Origin of the sequence: Taibaiella soli (genome assembly GCF_003236175.1) — a bacterium.
In the GTDB taxonomy this organism is placed as follows: Bacteria; Bacteroidota; Bacteroidia; order Chitinophagales; family Chitinophagaceae; genus QKTW01.
This window is the reverse complement of record NZ_QKTW01000009.1, coordinates 239,742-261,402: the sequence shown is the minus strand read 5'-3', so window position 1 is coordinate 261,402 and position 21,661 is coordinate 239,742. Positions and strand designations below refer to the sequence as shown.

At 43.2% G+C, this 21,661-nt stretch carries 17 protein-coding genes; 6 read left to right on the top strand and 11 right to left on the bottom strand.

Features of this window, described 5'->3' with window-relative positions; translation table 11 throughout:
- Window positions 1–127: 127 nt before the first annotated feature.
- Both DN068_RS06395 and prfB read right to left on the bottom strand, forming a co-directional pair.
- The gene (locus DN068_RS06395) at window positions 128–1,897 is read right to left on the bottom strand and encodes an ABC transporter ATP-binding protein (RefSeq protein WP_243630133.1); all 1,770 of its coding nucleotides are present in this window, start codon (window positions 1,895–1,897) and stop codon (window positions 128–130) included.
- A 72-nt stretch (window positions 1,898–1,969) separates the two neighbouring features.
- The gene (gene prfB / locus DN068_RS06390; RefSeq protein WP_110998060.1) at window positions 1,970–3,061 is read right to left on the bottom strand and encodes a peptide chain release factor 2; all 1,092 of its coding nucleotides are present in this window, start codon (window positions 3,059–3,061) and stop codon (window positions 1,970–1,972) included.
- Between the two features lie 74 nt (window positions 3,062–3,135).
- Between prfB and DN068_RS06385 the strand changes: the two genes are divergently transcribed.
- Window positions 3,136–4,098, top strand: a complete 963-nt coding sequence (locus tag DN068_RS06385; protein WP_110998059.1) for a hypothetical protein — start codon at window positions 3,136–3,138, stop codon at window positions 4,096–4,098.
- Between the two features lie 94 nt (window positions 4,099–4,192).
- Window positions 4,193–4,807: a hypothetical protein gene (locus DN068_RS06380; protein WP_123985251.1), complete on the top strand. Its 615-nt coding sequence runs from the start codon at window positions 4,193–4,195 to the stop codon at window positions 4,805–4,807.
- Between the two features lie 147 nt (window positions 4,808–4,954).
- Here DN068_RS06380 and DN068_RS06375 read toward each other — a convergent pair whose 3' ends face one another.
- From DN068_RS06375 to DN068_RS06355, 5 genes are all read right to left on the bottom strand, one after another.
- The gene (locus DN068_RS06375; RefSeq protein ID WP_243630130.1) at window positions 4,955–5,509 is read right to left on the bottom strand and encodes a GtrA family protein; all 555 of its coding nucleotides are present in this window, start codon (window positions 5,507–5,509) and stop codon (window positions 4,955–4,957) included.
- A 110-nt stretch (window positions 5,510–5,619) separates the two neighbouring features.
- Window positions 5,620–6,624 (bottom strand): BtrH N-terminal domain-containing protein, encoded by a 1,005-nt coding sequence (locus DN068_RS06370; protein ID WP_207798862.1) that lies wholly within the window; start codon window positions 6,622–6,624, stop codon window positions 5,620–5,622.
- 54 nt (window positions 6,625–6,678) lie between these two features.
- The gene (locus tag DN068_RS06365) at window positions 6,679–7,083 is read right to left on the bottom strand and encodes a hypothetical protein (protein WP_110998057.1); all 405 of its coding nucleotides are present in this window, start codon (window positions 7,081–7,083) and stop codon (window positions 6,679–6,681) included.
- A 161-nt stretch (window positions 7,084–7,244) separates the two neighbouring features.
- Window positions 7,245–8,003, bottom strand: coding sequence for a zinc ribbon domain-containing protein (locus DN068_RS06360; RefSeq protein WP_110998056.1), 759 nt, complete (start codon window positions 8,001–8,003; stop codon window positions 7,245–7,247).
- A 1-nt stretch (window position 8,004) separates the two neighbouring features.
- Window positions 8,005–9,105 (bottom strand): Nif3-like dinuclear metal center hexameric protein, encoded by a 1,101-nt coding sequence (locus DN068_RS06355; RefSeq protein ID WP_110998055.1) that lies wholly within the window; start codon window positions 9,103–9,105, stop codon window positions 8,005–8,007.
- Between the two features lie 238 nt (window positions 9,106–9,343).
- Here DN068_RS06355 and DN068_RS06350 point away from each other — a divergent pair, with 238 nt between their 5' ends.
- The 4 genes from DN068_RS06350 to DN068_RS06335 all read left to right on the top strand — a co-directional run bounded on the left by DN068_RS06350 (window position 9,344) and on the right by DN068_RS06335 (window position 15,437).
- Window positions 9,344–9,727: a hypothetical protein gene (locus DN068_RS06350; RefSeq protein ID WP_123985250.1), complete on the top strand. Its 384-nt coding sequence runs from the start codon at window positions 9,344–9,346 to the stop codon at window positions 9,725–9,727.
- 115 nt (window positions 9,728–9,842) lie between these two features.
- The gene (locus DN068_RS06345; protein WP_165836300.1) at window positions 9,843–11,102 is read left to right on the top strand and encodes a TolC family protein; all 1,260 of its coding nucleotides are present in this window, start codon (window positions 9,843–9,845) and stop codon (window positions 11,100–11,102) included.
- Between the two features lie 32 nt (window positions 11,103–11,134).
- Window positions 11,135–12,232: an efflux RND transporter periplasmic adaptor subunit gene (locus tag DN068_RS06340; RefSeq protein WP_110998052.1), complete on the top strand. Its 1,098-nt coding sequence runs from the start codon at window positions 11,135–11,137 to the stop codon at window positions 12,230–12,232.
- Window positions 12,233–12,278: 46 nt separating this feature from the next.
- Window positions 12,279–15,437 carry an efflux RND transporter permease subunit gene (locus tag DN068_RS06335; RefSeq protein ID WP_110998051.1) on the top strand — a complete coding sequence of 1,053 codons (3,159 nt, stop codon included), beginning with the start codon at window positions 12,279–12,281 and terminating at the stop codon, window positions 15,435–15,437.
- A gap of 468 nt (window positions 15,438–15,905) precedes the next feature.
- Here DN068_RS06335 and DN068_RS06330 read toward each other — a convergent pair whose 3' ends face one another.
- The 4 genes from DN068_RS06330 to DN068_RS06310 form a co-directional block, all read right to left on the bottom strand.
- Window positions 15,906–18,023, bottom strand: a complete 2,118-nt coding sequence (locus DN068_RS06330) for an Ig-like domain-containing protein (protein ID WP_110998050.1) — start codon at window positions 18,021–18,023, stop codon at window positions 15,906–15,908.
- 174 nt (window positions 18,024–18,197) lie between these two features.
- Window positions 18,198–19,190: an HmuY family protein gene (locus DN068_RS06320; RefSeq protein ID WP_110998048.1), complete on the bottom strand. Its 993-nt coding sequence runs from the start codon at window positions 19,188–19,190 to the stop codon at window positions 18,198–18,200.
- A gap of 2 nt (window positions 19,191–19,192) precedes the next feature.
- Entirely contained in the window at window positions 19,193–21,322 is a 2,130-nt protein-coding gene (locus DN068_RS06315; protein ID WP_110998047.1) for a TonB-dependent receptor plug domain-containing protein, read from the bottom strand.
- A gap of 3 nt (window positions 21,323–21,325) precedes the next feature.
- Window positions 21,326–21,652, bottom strand: a complete 327-nt coding sequence (locus tag DN068_RS06310) for a DUF6686 family protein (protein WP_110998046.1) — start codon at window positions 21,650–21,652, stop codon at window positions 21,326–21,328.
- Window positions 21,653–21,661 lie beyond the last annotated feature (9 nt).

The following is a 21,661-nucleotide window of genomic DNA, read 5'->3' as shown; positions in this document are numbered from 1 at the left end:
GTTAAACCAAAAACAAGAAAGCCGGTTTCTACCGGCTTTTCTTATCTAAAGTTATATGTCTAAGTGGCGAATAATCAGTTTTTCGTTGTGGCATGTCAACCATTTTACCGATCGACATATTAACGGCCTAAATCGGTTCCTTTGCACCTTCCACAGCTGTGTAAAGCTGGAAGTACGCGCCTTTTTCATCGATCAGAGACTGGTGATTACCGCATTCTATAATCACCCCTTTATCCAATACAATAATCTGATCGGCTTTACGGATAGTAGAAAGACGATGTGCAATCACAATCGCCGTACGGCCTGAAATAAGTGTATCAATCGCGTGTTGTATCAATTGCTCACTTTCACTGTCTACTGAAGAAGTTGCTTCGTCCAGAATAAGAATGGAAGGATTATAGAGTAATGCACGCGCAAAAGAAATCAGCTGACGTTGTCCCTGCGACATGGTATTACCGCGCTCCATTACATTAAAATGATAGTTGCCTGGCAAGCGCATGATGAACTCATGCAGGCCGAGCATTTTACAAACCTCTTCCACCTTGGCCAGCGGAATATTTTCATTGCGCAGCGTAATATTATCATAGATACTGCCAGAGAGTAAAAACACGTCCTGCAGTACAATACCCACATGACGACGCAATGCGTACACATCATAATCACGCAATTCTACGTCATCAATGAAGATATGGCCACCCTGTATTTCGTAGAGTCGGTTGAGAATGCTGATAATAGATGTTTTGCCGGCACCGGTATGCCCTACAACTGCCAGGGTTTTACCCGCAGGAATATGAAATGAAATTCCTTTCAATACAGGAACACCTTCTTTGTAGCTGAATTGTACATTTTCGAAACGCACATCGCCTTTAATCTGTTCCGGCGCATGCGTACCATTGTCCTGCAAATATTCTTCACTGTCCAAAACCGTAAAGATGCGTTCACCAGCCACCATGCCCATTTGCAGCACGTTAAATTTATCGGCCAGCATACGTAATGGCCGGAAAAGCAGATTGAGATACATCACAAACGCAATTACAATACCCGGTGTCACTTCATAATGGAGCATGCGTTTGGCACCCCACCACACCAGCAATCCCATAGAGGTGGCAAGGATAATTTCTACCACCGGGAAGAAAACCGAATAAGCGAAAATACCTTTGATATTGGCGTTACGATGTTCTTTATTAATCTCGTTAAACTTTTTTATTTCGCGGTCTTCTGCAGCAAATGCCTGCACAAGATACATACCAGTAATATGTTCCTGCACAAAGGCATTGAGCTGTGCAACCGCATTACGCACACGCTGAAACGATTTATTGACGCTTTCCTTAAATACATAGGTAGCGATAATCAATGCCGGAAAAGTAGCCAGACAAACAAGCGCCAAACGCCAGTCTGTAATCAGCATCACAATAATGATCGCAATGATGGTGAGCACATCTGCAACAATAGATATGATGCCTTCTGAGAAAACATCGTTGACCGCTTCAATATCGTTGATCGTTCGTGTGGTCAGTGTACCGATCGCCGTGCGATCATAATAACCAATATCCTGGTAAATGACCTTTCGGAATACTTCTTTGCGAATATCATTCACCACATTTTGTCCCAGCCAGTTGATCCGGTACAAAAACCAGAAGCGCAACCCGCTTTCGAGCAGCAGTATACCAAGCTGAACAACGGAAATAAAAATCAGTCCTTCCAGCAAATGACCGGCGATATATTTATCTACAGATATCTGTATCAGATAAGGGCGCAGCGGTGAAAGTATTGCCAATACAACAGACAGGATCATCGAAAAAATAAAACCACCTCTGTAAGGGCCCGCAAATAAAAACAGGCGCCCCAGCAGGCGAAAATCAAACAGCTTCTTTTTTTTCTTGTCTGGTGTAGTCACGTTCCTTGCTATTATTACGGTTTGGTATTTTTTTTAGATCAGCCTCCCTTTACGAATCTTCCATCTCAATTATTACTCGGCTTCATCCTTAAAACTCATCAAATACGCCTTGATAAAATCATCAATTTCTCCATCCATTACAGGCCCAACATTACCGACTTCATAATCGGTACGGTGATCTTTAATCATTTTGTACGGATGGAATACATAAGAGCGAATCTGTGAGCCCCACTCGATTTTTTTCTTATTGGCATTCGTCGCATTCTTCAGTTCTTCGCGTTTACGGATTTCCTCTTCGTACAAACGACTTTTCAACATCGTCAAAGCTTTCTCGCGGTTTTCGCCCTGTGTACGCGCCTGCTGACATTCTACGATAATGCCGCTTGGAATGTGTTTCAAACGAACCGCTGTTTCTACCTTATTTACGTTTTGTCCACCTTTACCACCGGAACGGTAAAATTCCCATTCCAGATCTGCAGGGCTTACTTCAATCTCGATTGTATCATCGATCAAAGGATATACGAATATAGATGCAAAAGAAGTGTGCCGGCGGGCATTGGAGTCGAACGGAGATATACGCACCAAACGATGCACACCACTTTCTGCTTTCAGTAAACCGTAGGCAAATTCGCCGTCAAATTCAATCGTCGCCTGTTTGATACCCGCACCATCACCATATTGCACATCAATCTCCGAAACTTTCCAATTCTGGCGTTCACCGTACATACGGTACATGCGCAACAGCATTTCGGCCCAGTCCTGGCTTTCCGTACCACCAGCACCGGAGTTAATCACCATTACCGCCTGCATTTCGTCTTCAGGCTCATTAAGGGTAGATTTAAATTCCAGTTCGTCCACTTCGTTTAATGTTCTCTGGTAAGCGTCTTTCACTTCTTCTTCAGTAGCCTCGCCCTCTTTCCAGAAATCAAAAAGCACAGCTGCATCTTCAACAGAAGAATGCACTTTTTCATATAAATCGATCCAATACCGGTTGATTTTAATTTCTTTCAGAATACCTGTGGCACGTTGGTTATCATCCCAGAAACCAGGTGACAAAGTCAGTTGCTTATCATTCTCAATTTTGGCAAGACGGTCTTCAATGCGCAAAAAACGATGCAGATGCTGAACCCGCTCGCGCATTTCTTTCAATTGCTCAATCGTCATAGTGGATGCAAAGTTACGCGATCGCTGTTTTAAGTATGTTTTTTATTTTACTTTGCAGCCCAAATTTCCGGTTCATGAAGGCCCTTCAAATTGCTGTTTTCTCTTTGTTCGCTTTAGTATTCGCGTCCTGTAAACAAATGCCGCATATTCCTTCTCACGAAGAACTGGTGGGCCTGTGGAGCATATCATCCGCCAAGAGCGCCCATAACGAAGGATACAGACTGGCAGAACAGGTCGCCTATTTTAACCTGCGTGCAGACGGCAGCTATACTGGTTATTTACCTGATTATTTTGACTACGGCCATTGGAAGTACCGAAATGAAAGTGGTATCCTGACTTTAACTTCTGAGCGACCGATAACCCTTTACAATAAGAAATGGGTTTTCGAAGTCAGTAATTACGCCAACAACCTTTTCAACGCGCATATTACGGGCTTCAACAATCTGCTGGATCAGCGTATTCCCAATGATGCAAACAGAGAACGGATTACATTCAGAATGGCTAACGACCTGGTATTTCAAAAAGAAAAGGTTCAGTATGATGCCCAGCACGATCCGTATAGTCTGGCAAACAGCCGCTGGCGCCTTCATCCCGATCACGAAGAATCTTGTGCGGAAATAAAGGAGCGGATTATCAATCACCTTAACCACCTCGCACTTATTTTCGAAGGTTATAAAAATCACAAGGACGACGATGTAATTCAGGCGGATCATTCCCCCAATCCATTTATAATGGCGGTAAATGGCGTGCAACTTCAAAGTTATGCTTCTATCTCACAGAGTTACAACAACACCTTCTTCAATAGGGCCAATGAATATGAGGCCTACCATTTGCTAGAGAATTCTTTCGGTTTTCAACCCATCTTCCCGAAAGACAGAAACGACTACGCCGCATTATGGGCCACGTTATTTTATCAGACTGCAGAAAATGCACGTAAAACAGATATCTGCGCGGAATTTGATAAACGTGTTCAAAAATATAAAGCTGATAGCACTGCCAAGGCATCAGCGCCAAATGCCGAACCCGTAATGCCTTAAACAGCCATTCAAAAAGTTTTACAGAAAAAGCACATTGCTAAATGATACCTGATCTTAATATGTGCTAACTTAGGTAGGAAACCAGGAGGTGTGCATGAAGCCCCTTTATTCGCTGCTTTTTTTACTGCTGAGTACGTCTGATTTATCTGCCCAGAAAATCATTGAAATGGGGCCGGTAATGGGCGTCGCATTACCACAAATTATAGAACGGAATGAGAATATCACCAAACCAATGCCGGGATTCTGCGTGGGCATAAGAGGCGATGCACTATATGCCACCAAGAAGAAAAATCTTTATATCGGAATTGGATTGCAAGGCAGTCTGTTTTATTTCAGTACGGTGCCATCGGGCGAAAATATGGAACCTGTAGGCTTCTTCGGATTAAGCATGAGTGCCCCGCTTACGGTACAGAAAGTGTTTCCCGTTGGAAACTTCTTCTTAAGAACCAATCTGGGTATTATGCCGATTATTGAAACGAGCGGACTGGTTCGTACTGATTACCCCGATGGCGGCCTCAGAGCAAATATTGCTCCTACAGCCGGATTAGGCCTCACACTCGATCAACGTACCACGATCGGCTTTGAATGGTATATGCCGATACGTCTGTATGGCGCACCTTCTCAAAATTATTCCTACCATCTGCACGATTTCAGCTTTACGGTAATGTACTGTTTCCGGAAATATAGGTTTACCAGTACAAAAAAATAGCCAGCCTGAAAACAAGCCAGCCTTTTTTCACCATGAAACTCTTTACCGCTTAGTTTAGATCAATTTGCGTGCCAAATTTTCGAAAATGCACAAAAAAAAGCCCCGCAGGTCGTTGCGGAGCTCATAATATTCTGATTTTAAAGGAAATTAATTTTGAACAGGAACTTCTACCGGTTCTATTATCACTCCTTCTTCATCCACTTCAATGATCGAAACGGAATGTTCCTTGACCTTAAACGTAAAATGTTTCTGCGAGACAAAGCTAAATATTGCGATAATGGCACTCGTCAGGGCAGATGAAGGCGTTGGATAGAAATGACACCATTCTACGAAAAACTTCAGGAACAGATAAGTCAGCAGGATACACATGCCAGTAAGCAGTACATAACGAAAAAACTGAACCCGGCCATGCAGATTCGATTCCGGAAATACGATATGGCGCGACAACGTGAAACCTATTGGAAAACTTACCGTAAACGCTATGATATAGGCTGCAATTGGCGCAGTGACGGTCAAAAATGGGAAATGAACATCATGCTTTGCCAAAAGGAAATTATAGCTCAGCCAGTACAGGAAAATATACAACACCTGGTTTGATCCACCGCAAGCGAGATAGCGAAACGTTGTTGTATCGATCCACTTAGCAAACGGCTTATGAAAAAAGTCGATGATGCTCAGTACTATATTTCTAATTGCCTTCATTTAATTACAAAAATCGGTGCGAAGATACGCTAATTCGATTAATTGGGGCGCCGTACACTTATGATTTGTGTTAATACAATTATTTATAGACAGTAAAATAAAATTGATAATCACCATTTTATATGCTCCATCTTCTTGAAAAAAGCTTTCTCTTCGTCCCCACATTTACGCAAAAGATCGCTGAGCTCATCGAAAGAAACAAGGTCTGTCTGGCGGTTTTTCATCTGACGCGCAGCGTGATAAGCAAAATTTCTCCAGTCATCACCGATTTTGGTAAGCTCACTGGCATATTGTTGCAAATCATCTCGTTTCATCATTTCCGCGGCCTCCTGTAAAAACGCCGCATATAAATAACGGAACCCTGCACCACCGGTACCAATCTCTTCCTGCATACGGATAATATTACCCAGATACAGGGAAGCTTTGCGTTGCGTTAATTTCTTCGGGTAGTTTTTTATTTTATTAGCCAGCAAAAAGATCGCTTTATTACCAAACCATGGTATTGGCGGCGACATCATCATAAAGCAGGTCTGCTTGATGCCTTGTTGCACTGCTTTTTCGTAATCTGTTTTTTTCGGAGCATCAATCACATAGTACATAAACCCTCTCGGCTCTGGTGCGCCTTTTGCAAAACGCGCTTTAGCCAGGTCTTCTGCAGAGATCCTGGTAGCTACTTCCATTACGGGATCACTTACGAGATATTCGTTGCCTTCCTTACCATATACTACAAGATTATGGGCGTTGAAGTGGAAACGGAATGCTTCCGGCAAATACGGCAAATAAAATACACTGGTCTGCATGCCTACCGGAATATGATTTTCCAGCGCGCGATCCAGCGCTTCCATTGCTTTTTCCGGCGTGCGGAATTTTTCGGTATGCATGGTAATACCCAGTCGCTGTGTCACCCGTTTGAAGATTGCACCCGGCCAGGTACGGAAAGTAGTGCCTGGTGTACCGTTGATCTTTAAAAAAGGTAAATGACCGAAAAACAGACCGGCTCCGATACCAAAAGCCATCGGTTCTGAAATGGGAACTTTATAATAATTCAGCAAATTGGCAGTCACACCGCTTTCGCAATGGGCATGCTGCTGATGCTCAAAATTGGGAACTATCATTAATTAAAAAAGTCAAAGTTTTTAATCATCAAATTTTTACACTGCGGCGCAAAGCTATTTACCAAAACTGGTCAATGTGTCAACGGAGATGTTAAATATCTGCGCATAACGTTGCAGCATATCAGGGCTAAGCTTCGCAAACCCTTCTGGTTTCAGATGCTTTTTTACCTGCCATTGCCATTTGCCCGCATATTTCGCCAAAAGTGGCAAATCCATCAGGTTTTTCTCCATGAAGTATGCCAACGGACTCATTTCACCGGCTTTCACCTTTGCTTCGGTTTCTGCGAGCGACTGCTCCACTTCATCCCAGGCCTGTTTTGTAGCAGCATTTTCTGCCTCCCAGCCCACAGAACTAACACCAGTGTACTTACCGTTGTTATCTACGGCATACATCTTTTTTTTGAGCTGGTCGCGCTCTTTGTAGTGCAAAGGATCTTGCGGCACCTCATTTACGTTCATGGCAAATTATTTGACGAAGTGAAGTTAATTCAAAAAGCTGAACGCCTAAAGCTCAGGGCTATGTTACGTACCGTAGCTTTCAGCTTTTTGCATTGAGCTTTAAGCCTAAAAGAAGTAAAGGGCCGTCAATGACGGCCCTTTACTTCTTTAGAAAGACTTGATTAGATATCGAGTTTCACTTGTTCGTTCAGATCTACGTCAACCAGGATACGGCCGCAGTGTTCGCAAACGATGATTTTTTTGCGCTGACGGATCTCAGACTGACGCTGTGGTGGAATAACGTTGAAGCAACCACCGCATGAATCGCGAAGAATAGGAACTACAGCCAGACCGTTGCGGTAGCTGTGACGGATACGATCATAAGCGCTCAGCAAACGGCTGTCTACTGCTTCTTTCGCTGCATCAGATTTGTCAGAAAGTTGTTTTTCTTCTTTTTCTGTTTCAACGATGATCTTTTCCAGTTCACCTTTTTTCACGCGCAATGCATCCTCTACGATTGCGATCTTATCTTCAGTTCTCATACGTTGGTTCTGACGATCTTTCAGTTCAAAACCAGCGTCTTTAATGTGTTTTTCGTTCAGGCGTACTTCCAGCTCCTGCATTTCGATCTCTTTATTGATCGCTTCAAACTCACGGCTGTTTTTTACGTTGTCCTGTTGCTTCTCATATTTTTTAATCAAAGCCTGGGCTTCTTTCTTACCCTCTGACTTTGCCTCTACGAAGCTATTGATGCTGCCAATTTCCGCATCGATGTTCTGGATACGGGTTTGTAAGCCTTCAATTTCATCTTCGAGGTCTTTCACCTCCATTGGTAGCTCGCCTTTCAATGTTTTGATCTCATCAATTTTTGAATCGATCTTTTGCAAAGTCAGGACGGCAATCAGCTTTTCCTCAACTGAAAAGTCTTTTACAGTAGCCATATCAGAAAAAATATTTTACAGGATTGGTATATATGTTTGCTAAAACAACGGCGAAATTAGGGAATTTTTTTGTAAGTAATTCCTTAAAGATTTCTACGGTAAACTGCTCGCTTTCATAGTGACCGATGTCAGCAATAACAATTTTGCCTTCTGCATCAAAAAACTGGTGATATTTAAAATCTCCGGTTATGAAAACATCTGCCTGCGAACCAATAGCGTCTTTCAGCAAAAAACTTCCGGACCCGCCGCAAAGTGCCACTTTATGTACCGGTTTACCTTTAAACCCGGTATGACGGATACAATCCACCTTCATTTGCTTCTGCAAGAAGGATAAAAACGCTGGTTCTTCCATTGCTTCCGGCAAAAAGCCGACCATTCCGGCGCCGATTTCCTGGTTGTAATTTTCGAGCGCAATCAGTTCATAAGCAACTTCTTCGTAAGGATGGCTGGCTCGTAACGCATTGACGATGACATGTTTCAGATTTACCGGAACAATTACTTCCAGTTTTACCTCCGCCTGATATTCACGATCGCCGCCGGCTTCACCGATTGTTGGATTTGAATGTTCATTGCCACGGAAAGTGCCAATTCCTTCCGTATTAAAACTGCATTCGCTGTAATTGCCTATGCTTCCGGCACCCGCAGCAAACAGCGCATCACGCACTGATCCGAGGTCCGCTTCCGGCACATAAGTATACAATTTATATAAGGTAGTACCCTTTGGCGCCAGAATCGAGGTGTTTTGCAACCCGAGTTTTTCAGCAATTTTGGCATTTACTCCCTGGCGCACATTATCGAGATTGGTATGTGCTGCGTAAATATGGATGTCGTTTTTAATAGCCGTTCTCACAATTCGTTCCACATAGTTGCGGCCTGTAATTTTTTTCAAGCCAGAAAAGATAAGCGGATGATGCGCCACAATCAAATTGCAGTTTTTCTCCATTGCTTCGGCTAAAACCTCTTCAGTTACATCAAGCGTGAGCAACATGCCGGTTACCTCTGCGGAGGGATCGCCAACTTGCAAACCACAATTATCATAACTCTCCTGATAAGCCAACGGTGCGAATGCCTCGATTGCACTCATCACATCTTTTACTAACATGTTCGATTATTTACCCCGGAAAATTAATTCTTTCTCTTTCACGGCGGGCATTAGATTTTCTCACGACGGCACAATACCACAATCGTCCATTCTATTCAGATATCATTAAAACCATAATTAATTTCCTGTAAACAGATTGTAAAGGTCAATGTATTATATCCAACTTTAACAGCTTGTTGTTGCCGAAATCGTATAACATTAGTTATTATTGCACCGCGAATTTTTTGCGTTGCCCAAAATGCTAAAACATATAGGTCGTTTTTTTTGCATGCTGCTGGTGCTTCAGGTGTTTATCCTGACGGCCCATGCGGACGATGTAGACGAGGACGAATTTGCGATTGAGCAAGGCATCACAGTGATCTCTTCGCAGAACCACCATGGTGCGTTTATGATGGATCAAAGCATCATTCACCAGCAAAAGAAAACCCAAATCCTGCCAGAACACCGCAGCAAAAGATATCAGGTTGGCAAACATATTTCAGTGCAAAGCGTCGTAACAAAGGCGCCAGACATCAATTTCCATTCGTTTTACGAAAGTATCGTGCACACACCATCAGTGCCTAAAAATTACAGATATACCTTCTTCCGGGAGATCAATCCACCGCCTCCCAAGTTCTGTTAATTTTTAATATCTTATTTTGCGATGCATAATCGCAGAAGTTCTCATTAGTTATAATAAAACAATAGTAAACATGCTTTATTCAAAGCTTGTGCAAATTACATGCATCGCTTGCTGCATGTGCTTGGCACAACCCGGCATTACAAAAGCGCAGGCTGGTAATGCCCAACCCGACACGCTGCGCCTGACACTGAAGGAAACCGAAAAAGTGTTTTTTGAAAAGAACCTTCAATTGCTGGCAGCGCATTATAATGTACAGGCAGACAGCGCACTGATACAGCAGGCTAAGCTCTGGGACAACCCAGTGCTGAATACGGATCAGAACATTTATTCTAATAACGCCTGGTTTGAACATGGCAAGAATCCGGATGGTACGCCGAAGGGGCAATACTATATCCAGGTACAGCAATTAATACAAACGGCAGGCAAACGCGGTAAGCAAATCAAACTCGCAGCTACGAATGCAACGATTACGCAATGGCAATTCAACGATCTGATGCGTAATCTGAAAATGCAATTGCGCAGCGATTTTTATACCGTTTACCAACTGGAAAACAATCGTGCATTATATCAGCAAGAGCAGGAACAAACCAACACTTTACTGAAAGCAATGAGTTCTCAGCTGAGTGCCGGAAACATTGCCCGCAAAGATTATCTGCGCATACAGGCGTTGCAGATCGGTCTACAACAAGATGCCACCGATAATGAAAAACAACTCAGCGACGTACAGGCCGAACTGAAAACGATGCTTCAGATCACAGGCGATACTTATGTAAAACCGGTGATGGAAAACATTTCAATTCCATCGATGCCATCGCAAAACCTGGAAGATCTGGTAAGCACGGCGCGCCAAAATAACGCAGCTTATCAACTGCAGAAACTACAGGTTCAGTTCCAGCAACAAAACCTGGCGTTACAAAAAGCACTTGCTGTTCCGGATGTGACATTAGGACCGAACTACGATCAGAACAGTAACTACACGCCGCATTATGTGGGTTTGGGTATTTCGCTTCCGTTGCCGGTATTCAACCGCAATCAGGGCAATATCAAATCGGCACGTTACCAGATAAAACAGGAAGAAACCAATATGCAGATGGTAGATCAGCAATTGCAGAACGACGTAATGAACGCGTGGAAAAAACTGCAGTACACGCTGCAGCTGAGCACCAATTCGCAGCAGGCTTTTTACGATGATTACGGCAAACTGTACACCAATATTGTTGAAAGCTACAAGCAACGCCAGATCAGCCTGATTGAATTTACCGATTACTTCGAAGCATACAAAGACATCCGCCAAAAGCAGATACAGCAGGAATTGAATGTTCAGCTGGCGAAGGAAGAACTAAACCGCCAGGTGGGCACCGACGTAATACAATAATCTTTTTAAAATAATTCTACATCAAGACTAAGATGAAACACCCAATAGTATTATCATCCTTGCTGGCCGCTACATTGCTGGCTGCCTGCGGCAAAAAAGAGGAGAAAAAAGAAGAGAATACCAAGTTTGTGCTGAGTGATTCTATGCAGCATATGATTGCACTGGATTCTGTGCGTTACTGCAATATCCAGGACGAAATCTCTCTGAGCGGCGAGGTAAGCTTTAATGAAAATAATGTAGTAAAAATATTTCCACGCAGCAGCGGCCAGATTCTTGAAAGCCGTGTATCACTCGGAGATCACGTGACCAAGGGTCAGGTGCTGGCAGTGATCCGCAGCTCTGACATCGCGGGTAACTACAGCGATCTCGCTGGCGCGAATGCGGATCTTGCGATTGCAAAACGCCAGATGGAAAGTCAGGAATCGCTTTATAAAAATGGAATCGCCAGCCAACGTGAATACACGGAAGCGAAGCAGAACTATGAAAAAGCTTTGGCTGCTAAGAATAAAGTAGAGTCTATCCTGAATATCAACGGTGGCTCGAAATCTTCTGCTGGTGGTCAATATCAGGTAATTTCTCCGATCGACGGATACATCGTTGAAAAGAAAATCGCCGCCGGATCATTCATCCGTTCTGATATGGCAGACAATATGTTTACCATTTCTGATCTGAAAAATGTTTGGGTGTATGCAAACGTTTATGCGCAGGATATCTCAAAAGTGAAGGAAGGTTATCAGGTAAAAGTGGTAGCGCTTTCTTACCCGGATAAAGTATTTGATGGCACGATAGACAAAGTAAGCGAAGTACTGGACCCGCAGAGCAAAGCGCTGCGCGTACGTGTAACACTGGCGAATAAGGATATGCTGCTGAAACCGGAAATGTTTGCAAAAGTAGTTGTAAGCAATCAGGAAGGTTCAAAAGCAATTTGCGTTCCGTCGTCTGCACTGGTACCACAGGATGCGAAGAATTACGTTGTCATTTACAAAAGCAAGGAAGATGTAAGCGTTGCTGAAGTGAACCTGATTAAAACAGTTGGCAGCACCTCTTATGTAACAAGCGGTGTAGAACCGGGCCAGATCGTTATTACAAAATTCCAGAACCTGATTTTTAATCAACTGATGGCGCAATAGCACTTTGCGTACCCAGCAAATACTCAAATAAGAGTAACAGAACCTCATGAATAAGCTTATAAAACAAATCATTCACTTTTCACTCCGACACCGGTATCTCGTCTTTTTTATGACGGCCGTGCTGGCAGTGATTGGCTATGTAAGTTACCGGAACACGCCGATTGAGACGTTTCCCGACGTAACCAATACACAGATTATTATTATCACACAATGGCCGGGCCGTAGTGCCGAAGAAGTAGAGAAATTCGTGACAATTCCGCTGGAAACAGCGCTGAACAGTGTACAAAAGAAGATCAATCTGCGCTCTACTTCTTCTTTCGGTCTGTCTTATGTACGTCTCATTTTTGATGATGATGTAGATGATGCATTTGCACGTCAACAGGTTTTCAGCCGGATCAACAGTGCTGAATTACCGGAAGGCACACAACCGGATGTACAGCCACCTTACGGTCCGACAGGTGAAATCTATCGTTATACCCTTGAAAGTAAAACGAAAAACATCCGTGATCTCAATACCATTCAAGAATGGGTGCTGGATCGCCAGTTTAAATCGGTGCCGGGCGTTGCAGACGTAAACACATTCTCCGGTGGCGAAAAAATTTACGAAATCCGGGTGAATCCAAACGAGATCACGAACTACGGACTGACTTCGCTCGATGTTTATAACGCTGTGGCGAAAAGCAATATCAACGTAGGTGGTGATGTGCTGGAAACAAACGGACAGGCCTTTATCGTTCGTGGTATCGGTTTGCTGAACAATATTGATGAGATCAACAATATCATCGTTACAAAAATCAACGGTGTTCCGATTCTCGTAAAAAATATTGCTTCGGTAAAAGAAACAGAAAAACCACGTTTGGGCGATGTAAAACGTGATGCGGAGGAAGATGCCGTAGAAGGTATTGTAGTAATGCGGAAAGGTGAAAATGCCGAACAGGTATTGGAACGCCTGCATGAAAAAGTAAAAGATCTCAACGAAAATATCCTTCCGAAAGATGTGAAAATTGTGCCTTTCTATGACCGTACTACCCTGATGGATTACGCGACAGAAACGGTATTGCACAACTTGTTTGAAGGTATCGTGCTGGTAACAATCGTGGTATTGATCTTCATGGCCGACTGGCGCACAACTTTGATTGTTGGTCTCATTGTACCACTGGCATTGCTTTTTGCCTTTATGCTGATGCGCATGCGCGGCATGACTGCCAACTTGCTTTCGATGGGTGCGGTTGACTTTGGTATCATCATTGACGGTGCGGTGGTAATGGTGGAAGGGATATTCGTAGCCCTTGACCATAAAGCCAAAGAAGTAGGTATGGAACGGTTTAATAAGCTGGCGAAACTCGGCTTGTTTAAACAAGTAGGTACAGAAATGGGTAAAGCGATCTTCTTCTCTAAACTGATTATCCTTACCTGTCTGGTTCCAATCTTCGCATTTAAAAAGGTAGAAGGTAAAATGTTCTCGCCGCTCGCCTTTACACTGGGCTTTGCATTGCTGGGCGCATTGATCTATACGCTGACCTTTGTACCTGCACTATCGAGTGTATTGCTCCGCAAAAACGTAAAAGAGAAACACAACCCGGTTGTGCAATTCTTTGAGAAAAATGTAGGTGGCGCCTTCCGGTGGGTATATAAAAACCAAAAAATCAGTCTGATCGTTGCCATTGCATTCATGGTAATTTCTTTTGGCTCAGCTAAATTTCTCGGTTCTGAATTCTTACCAGAACTCGATGAAGGTGCATTGTGGGTAAAAGCGCAGCTGCCGATGAACTCATCGCTTGACCAGTCGAATGAGATTGCGCGCAAGATGATGACAATGATCAGCAAATTCCCTGAAGTAAACCATACGCTGGCACAGGTTGGCCGTACGGTGGATGGAACCGATCCTAAAGGTTTCTTTAACGTGGAAATTGCGGTAGATCTGAAACCGAAAAAAGAATGGCCTAAAGGCGTTACAACAGAATCACTGGTAGATGATCTGAACGTTCAATTGAGCAAAATTCCAGGTATTCTCTTTAACTATTCGCAACCAATTCGCGACAACGTAGAGGAAGCGGTAGCGGGTGTACCAGCATCACTGGCGGTAAAAATATTTGGCCGTGATTTTAAAACGCTGGATAGCCTGGCGAATCAGGTAATGGATCAATTGAAAACGGTAGGAGGTGTAGAAGATCTTGGTGTACTCCGTAACCTTGGCCAGCCGGAATTCCGCATTGAGCTTGATCAGCAGAAAATGGCATTGTATGGTGTAAGTATTGCCGATGCGAATGCTGTGATTGAAATGGCGATTGGTGGTAAAGCTGCAACTCAGCTGTATGAAGGAGAACGCAAGTTTGATATCCGCGTTCGTTACGATAAAGAATTCCGTAATACACAGGAGAAAATCCAACAGCTGAAAGTACCGACTCAAGATGGTTCTTCTATTCCGATCAGTGAGATCAGCACAATTAAAACGCTGATTGGTCCTTCGTTTGTTTACCGTGACAACAATGCCCGTTATATTCCGGTAAAATTCTCGATTCGTGGCCGTGACCTTGGAAGTACCGTTCAGGAAGCACAGAAAAAAGTGGCTGAACACGTGAAACTGCCACAAGGTTATAGCATGACCTGGAATGGTGAATTTGAAAATGCACAGCGTGCCGGCAATACCCTGGCGCAAGTTGTCCCACTGTGTCTGGTAGCGATCTTCCTCATTCTGTTTATTACTTACGGTAATGCTAAAGATGCTATCCTTACGATCATGAACGTACCGTTCGCGCTCATCGGTGGTATCCTGGCGCTGCACGTAACGCATATGAACTTCAGTATTTCTGCCGGTATCGGTTTCATCGCCTTGTTTGGTGTGTGTATTCAGAATGGTGTAATCCTGATCAGTGTGTTCCGAAAAAATCTGGAGGCTAAGATGCCGCTTGACGAAGCGATTGAGCATGGTGTGATATCACGTGTCCGTCCTGTAGTAATGACTGCGTTGATGGCAGCAATTGGTTTGCTTCCGGCGGCTGTAAGTACAGGTATCGGTTCTGAAACGCAGAAGCCACTCGCTATTGTTGTAATCGGTGGTCTGGTAACGTCTACGTTGCTGACATTGCTGATTCTTCCGGTTATCTACTCCCGTGTGTATAATCTGATGCACAAAAGAGCGAACCGCAAAACACTCCGTAAAATCGGTGTGATCAGCAAACCGCCTCAGGATTCTAACCAATAAAGGGATCTCTTAGCGAGTTCTAATAATTTTCGATAATAAAAATCCTCCGACAAATACGTCGGGGGATTTTTTTATTATTAACGCCAGAGTTAGCGTAGCGCTCACTTTGAATAAACACACCGCGAAATCAGATTGCGACGTCGTTTCTCTGCGCAACGACCCATATGGTTTGTTACTCCTTCCGCGAGTACTTTTTTCAAGGAAACGACATTGTTATGGAAATGATCAATAGTAGTGGTGAAGATGAACGTACTGCGACGCAACGAAGTTTAACCGGAGTTACCGATACTGGTGGCAAAAAAAATGCTTACAGCGCCAGATAAAATCTGGCAAGAATTGATAGACATCTCCACAATACGCACAAAAAAAGAGCCGCTTAGAAAAGCAGCTCCATGATTTTCATCATCCAAATTGTATAAGTTAACTTCTGCGGGTTTTATTCCCTCTAAAACCTCAGAAATACAATTTTTATCTTACCAGGGTAAGACTTCCTTTTGCTGAGGAGTTTAAGCTACTGCCACAGCTATAGACTATTTCATAAAAATAGGTTCCCATTCCTGCAGGTGTTCCACCATAGGTGCCATCCCAGGCTGCGGTGTTTGAGTTTGACTGATACACCTGTTGCCCCCAGCGGTCATAAATCATCATTGACAACACTTTCACACCACCGTTACTAATAACCTGAAACTTGTCATTTTTATTGTCTCCGTTTGGTGTAAAACCATCAGGTACGTTTACAATACAACACGGCACAATCTCAACCGGCGTACGATCACTCTCACATTTCTGGAATGTCTGTGAAACGTAGATTGTCATCGGACTTGTAAGAACCGTATTGGAAGGCAGCGGCATTTTTGGACTGCCAACACCACCGAGTGCGGCTGTATACCATGTTACACTATCGGCCAGTACTCTGAAATCTTGCAGATCATTAATGCAAATTTTGTTCGTAGTCACGGTTGGCGCATTCGGCATCTGGTTTACATTTACCACAACTTGCGAACGTGCACTTTCACAACCATCGCGCTGATCCGTTACGTAATAAACATATGAACCTGGCCATCCGGTTTCCATTCTTGGTGCGGGAGACAACGGCAAGCCACCTGTAGGGACGTCATACCATTTTATATCCTCGCCCTGAATGTTCCAGTCTTTTACAGAATCATACTGACATACAATATACGGGCTTACAGAAGGACCGGGGGGCGTGTATTTTACAAATAAATGCAGCGTTACGACTGAATCGCAACCAAACTGATTCGTGAATGTATTTGGATAATCACCAGTTTCAGTATAAGTATGTCCGGCGAAGGTTACACTTTCACCATGACAGATTGTATCCTCAAAACCTGTGGCAACAACTGTATTCGGAATGACAATATTGGTATCAAGCGTACAGCCAAACGGATTGCTGGCAGTAAGGTGATAAGTACCCGGCAACACGTTGGTCAGATTTTGCTGTGTAGATGTAAATCCATTAGGGCCTGACCATGCATAATTCACAACGTCGTTGTAACGGTAGTAAATTACCAGATGTGGAATCTGTGCGAGATTCGTGGCATATTCTTTAGTGCGCCAGCGTGTTTCATATCCCGGAGAATTCAACGCAAATGACATCACTTTATCACCCGCATATTCCGATTGTACGAACGGCACTAACCCACCCTGATCTGGTGAATAATACGGATGATTTGCGTTGTTTGAATAAGGCAGCTTATTGTCTGTAAAGATTGTTGGCGAATACTCTGTAGTACCTGCCATGTTCAGATAAAACGTGCTTCCGTTATTTCTCCAGATCCAATACATGTATCGGTTCGTCACAGTTTCCGGCGGGCGATTCGTCCATGTAATTGAAGACTCAGACCAGTTGTCATTGGCTACAAAATTGGCATAGATATTACCGTCATTACCGTTAGCATAACCGCCCGTGCACGTCATACTAAGCCGTGCATCTTCGATGGTCACATCATGCGGAATAGCGCTAAGATCAAACTTGTAATAAGCACGCGTATTGGATGAACTGTGGTAAAAAGAAGAGATGATTGCGGCGTATGCGGCGGAACCATAGTTTGTTCCTGCGGCGCTGGCAATTACATAAGCATCATCTGTCGGGATAAGTATAATACTGTCGCGAGAAGTATCCGACTGCATAGTAATACTACCATGACAGTTAGTAACGGGATCTATGTCAACAGTAGCATGCAGCGTTGCTTTATACGGATGAAAAACATACGCCATGGCAGGATATTTTGTTTCCTGATTGGTGGTGTTATCAAACGTTGCCGCGTAGTACTGCACAGACTGTGTGGCCACACCACTGAAGGTATTGCCAGAATACAACAGATTCGTTTTGTAAAAATCGTCATACCATTTAATAGTAGACCCGGCTGCCGGATTCGTCGCACTCAGCGAGAAATTATCAGTTCCGCAGGCCAAAATTGCTGTTGGTACCACGGGAGCTGTTTGCGCATGAGCCACAAGGGAACATTGCAGAAAAAGAGTCAATACTGCTACAGCAGTTTTAGCACTTCTGTTGAAGGTGCACCTTTGGTGGAGGTTGCTACCTTCAGGTTTAGTCGGTTGCATATGTGAGGCTTTCTACTTCTAAAGACGGTGTCTCACAAAAATATGTTGGATAATTCTGAAAAAAAGTTGAATAAATATCATCTGATGTTTGAACACGCCAGAGCCCCATTCTGTTTTCACAACGGCTTACAACATCCCAAACATTTGTGATAAAAATCACAAATAACAATGAGATTACAATTGTTGAAACTCCCACTTCGGCGCACCTTTCACACCGGCAGCATCATAAAAATCAATAAAATGCAGTTTATAATACAAGTCATTTTGTGTGTGAACGACATAACAATGATTCATATCAACGGTATAAGATGTACCATTAAATGTTTTCCACTCAAAGCCGACTGTATTGACAGCAGACGTATAAGTATAAGTCATCGCCTTGTCATAATTGATAGCATCAAATGCAATAGTTGAGTCTGCGGCAGCTGTGGTCGTATAACGATTCAACAGACAACCTGTAACGGTATAAGGCATATTATCCAGATCTGTGTAGATGTGCGTATACTGAGTAAACTCTATATCCCAGGCCGTTTTAGGGGGTTCAACAGAAACCTGTGTTATGCCATTTTCAAAAGAAAGGAACGCCAGATTGTAATTGGCATCTTTAGTAATTGTAATTGTTTTATCTGACGACCCGTCTAAAGCACCACAACGAATTGTATAGCCCGAAGCATCTGCCGCAAGCAGTTGAACTTTGACAAAACCAAGCGCCTGACCTTTCTCATTAAATCCTCGTGTGATCACAAACACATCCTGTCTGCCACGCCAGTCACCAATCGCGGTGCTATCAAGATTTCCCGAAGGACTGTCCCAATGCTTATGCGCACTGAATCCCGCAGTATCAGAAATACTTACCTGATCAAAATCCTGCTTTCCAGTATTCATGGAAAACATAGACTTTGACGTATTCAATACTACATGATAGCCATCGGTTGTCGCCTCAAAACCTAAATCCCATGCGGTTTTTAAATTCCGGGATATTTCCGCGTTTGAACGGAGGCTGTAAAAGACCTGCCATTTATAATCGGCATCCATACTCACAGAAGCTGTTAGCACATTACCGGGGTCATGTGCTGGCACCGGCAATTCTTTTGGAAGACAACTGCTTATAAAAACCAAACAGCAGATGTTTACTACTACAATTCCTACACTTCCGAACGCTTTCATCTCTATTGTTTGTTGAGGTTGAAATCTAATCTTAAGAAATAATAACGGCCAGTTCCGATGGGCATACTGGTACCAGCCGAATGTGGTGAACTTGCATCTGCTACGGATCCTGTAACAGAAAGCGTTTTTACATCAAAAATATTTTTGCTACCGATGGTGATATTAACGCGCTTATCAAAAAATGCTTTGGCGACAGAAATATCTCCCATGTTATATGCTGCGATATTCGTGGTAGTTACCTTTCCTTTTTCGTCTAAAGCAAAGCCAGGAAGGCTTCCATTGTATTTATAGAAGAAATTAACCGTGATACCTGACGTTGCAAATTCGTAAGAAATATTACAGCGCATTTCCGGCGAATAGCTAAACATCGACACACCGCTTGTCTGCGACAGACTATTATAACGACCTGTATAAGATCCGCCTACCAATACTTTCAGTCCTTTATGAGACAACTCCACGTTTGCCTGTACACCCAATGTTTTATAACGTCCGATGTTTACATAACTATATTGAACACCTGCGCCGGTTTGTGCCAATTCAATACGATCATGCATATCGTTATAAAATCCGGATGCATCAATTTTATAATTGTAACTACCAACGCGTTTAGTATATCCGGCAGAAAGATTATAGCTATTAGAATATTCCGGTTTTAAATTCGGATTCCCATCGATATCGTGATTGCTGTCATGAAAATCAAAATAAAGTTCTTTCAGCGAAGGTGAACGAAAACCTTGCGCAAATGATGCGCGGAAGGTCACAGCATCCAGCTTATAGCGCACATTTACCGATGGGATCAACGGTGCTTTGTAGGCGGTATTATAAGCATAGCGTACACCGGGACGAATCGTCAGGTTTTCTACCGGACGATATTCCGCACTTGTAAATGCAGCATAATCGCCGATGGTCTGTTTTGTATTTTTAATGCGCAGACCGGATGCATCTTCAAGGTTAACATCATAGCCTACTTCATAGTTAATTTTCGCATTTGCTTTGCTGGTACTATAAGTACCCCGGCTGCTCCATTGATGAAACAATGACGTATCCTGATCACCAGCATTGTCTGTAAGTGTCTGGTGCAGTGTTGTCAAATCATTGAGATAAGTATTGCTGATACGTTTGTAGTCATTGTACGCCACCTGCACATTCAGATTTTTATCGTCCGAAAGTTTCGTCGACATAAACACAGCGTTATCGAAACGGATCGTTCTGTAGTCATCATCTGATGCTTTCTCTCCGTAAGCATAAGGAGTACCACGGTTGGTAATAAGTTCGTTGAAATAATCTCCTTTATAGGTAAATGTTGTTTTACCTATCTGATAGATGTATTGCAGATTTGCAAAATACTGCTCCTTAGGCTTCCATTGAAATACACGGTTACTATCGGCCGCCCTGGCTGCAAATGAAACCGAAAAAGGCTTTTCGCCATCTCTCCAGCCATCAAAAAAATTACGGCCACCAGAGAGTAAAATATGATGGTTACCTTTATGAAAACCCAGACGCCCGTTGACATTATAAGTACCGATACTTTCATAGTAAGTAGAAAGTCCTGCACTCCATTTTTCTTTTTGTGTCTTCTTCGTAATGAGATTGATCGTACCAGCCAGCGCGTCTGTACCATAATTGACAGCCATCGGCCCTTCTACAATTTCAATGCGATCGATATTGCTGAGACTGATTTGTGAAAGATCGATATTGCCATCCTGACGACCAATTACAGGAACGCCGTCTATCAATATCTTCACGCTTTCACCACCAACACCTTGTATATTCAGGCTACTGCCTAAAATATTATCTTGTGATAAACGCACATTCAGTTCGTTGGAAAGCACGTCTTTCAGATTCTGGGCGCTCATCGCCTGAATCTTTTTCGAATCAATAAGTTTTATTTTCTGCACTGCTTTCTCTGTATTGCCCGGCGCATACTGTCCGGTCACCACAACCTCCTTGATACTAAAATCCTTCTTGCTCAGATTAGTATTATCACCGCCCACTTCGTCCTCTTTATCTTTTGCAAAAACAGACACACTATTTTTATCCTTCTTGTCTTTGGCAGTTGCCGGCAAAGCAATTCCGGAAACGGATAAAAAATACAAAGCGGCTCCGCCGTAAAAGAATAGTTTGTTTTTCATGCTTCAGTTATTGTTGAAGGCAAAGAGTTTTTCTTTATCAAGTTTATCAGCTGCCTGATGCAGTAGTTCTGATAGTTTTCTGAGTTCTTCGAGACTGTAAACAAGTGTTATTGACCGTGCTATAGTGGGTATCTGCACTACTTTTTGCGCACGGCAGGAATAAAAACGGTTTATTTCGTAATACTCATCTACCGTGCGTATAAAGTCATAGAACTGGTCTTCTGTATGTGCTAAAACAGTGCTGCCGAATGCCACATGAAAATGCTGACATACCTTACAGCGCACTACATAGCCGTTTTCATTGTGATGGAGTTTTTTGTAAACGCACATAACACTCAA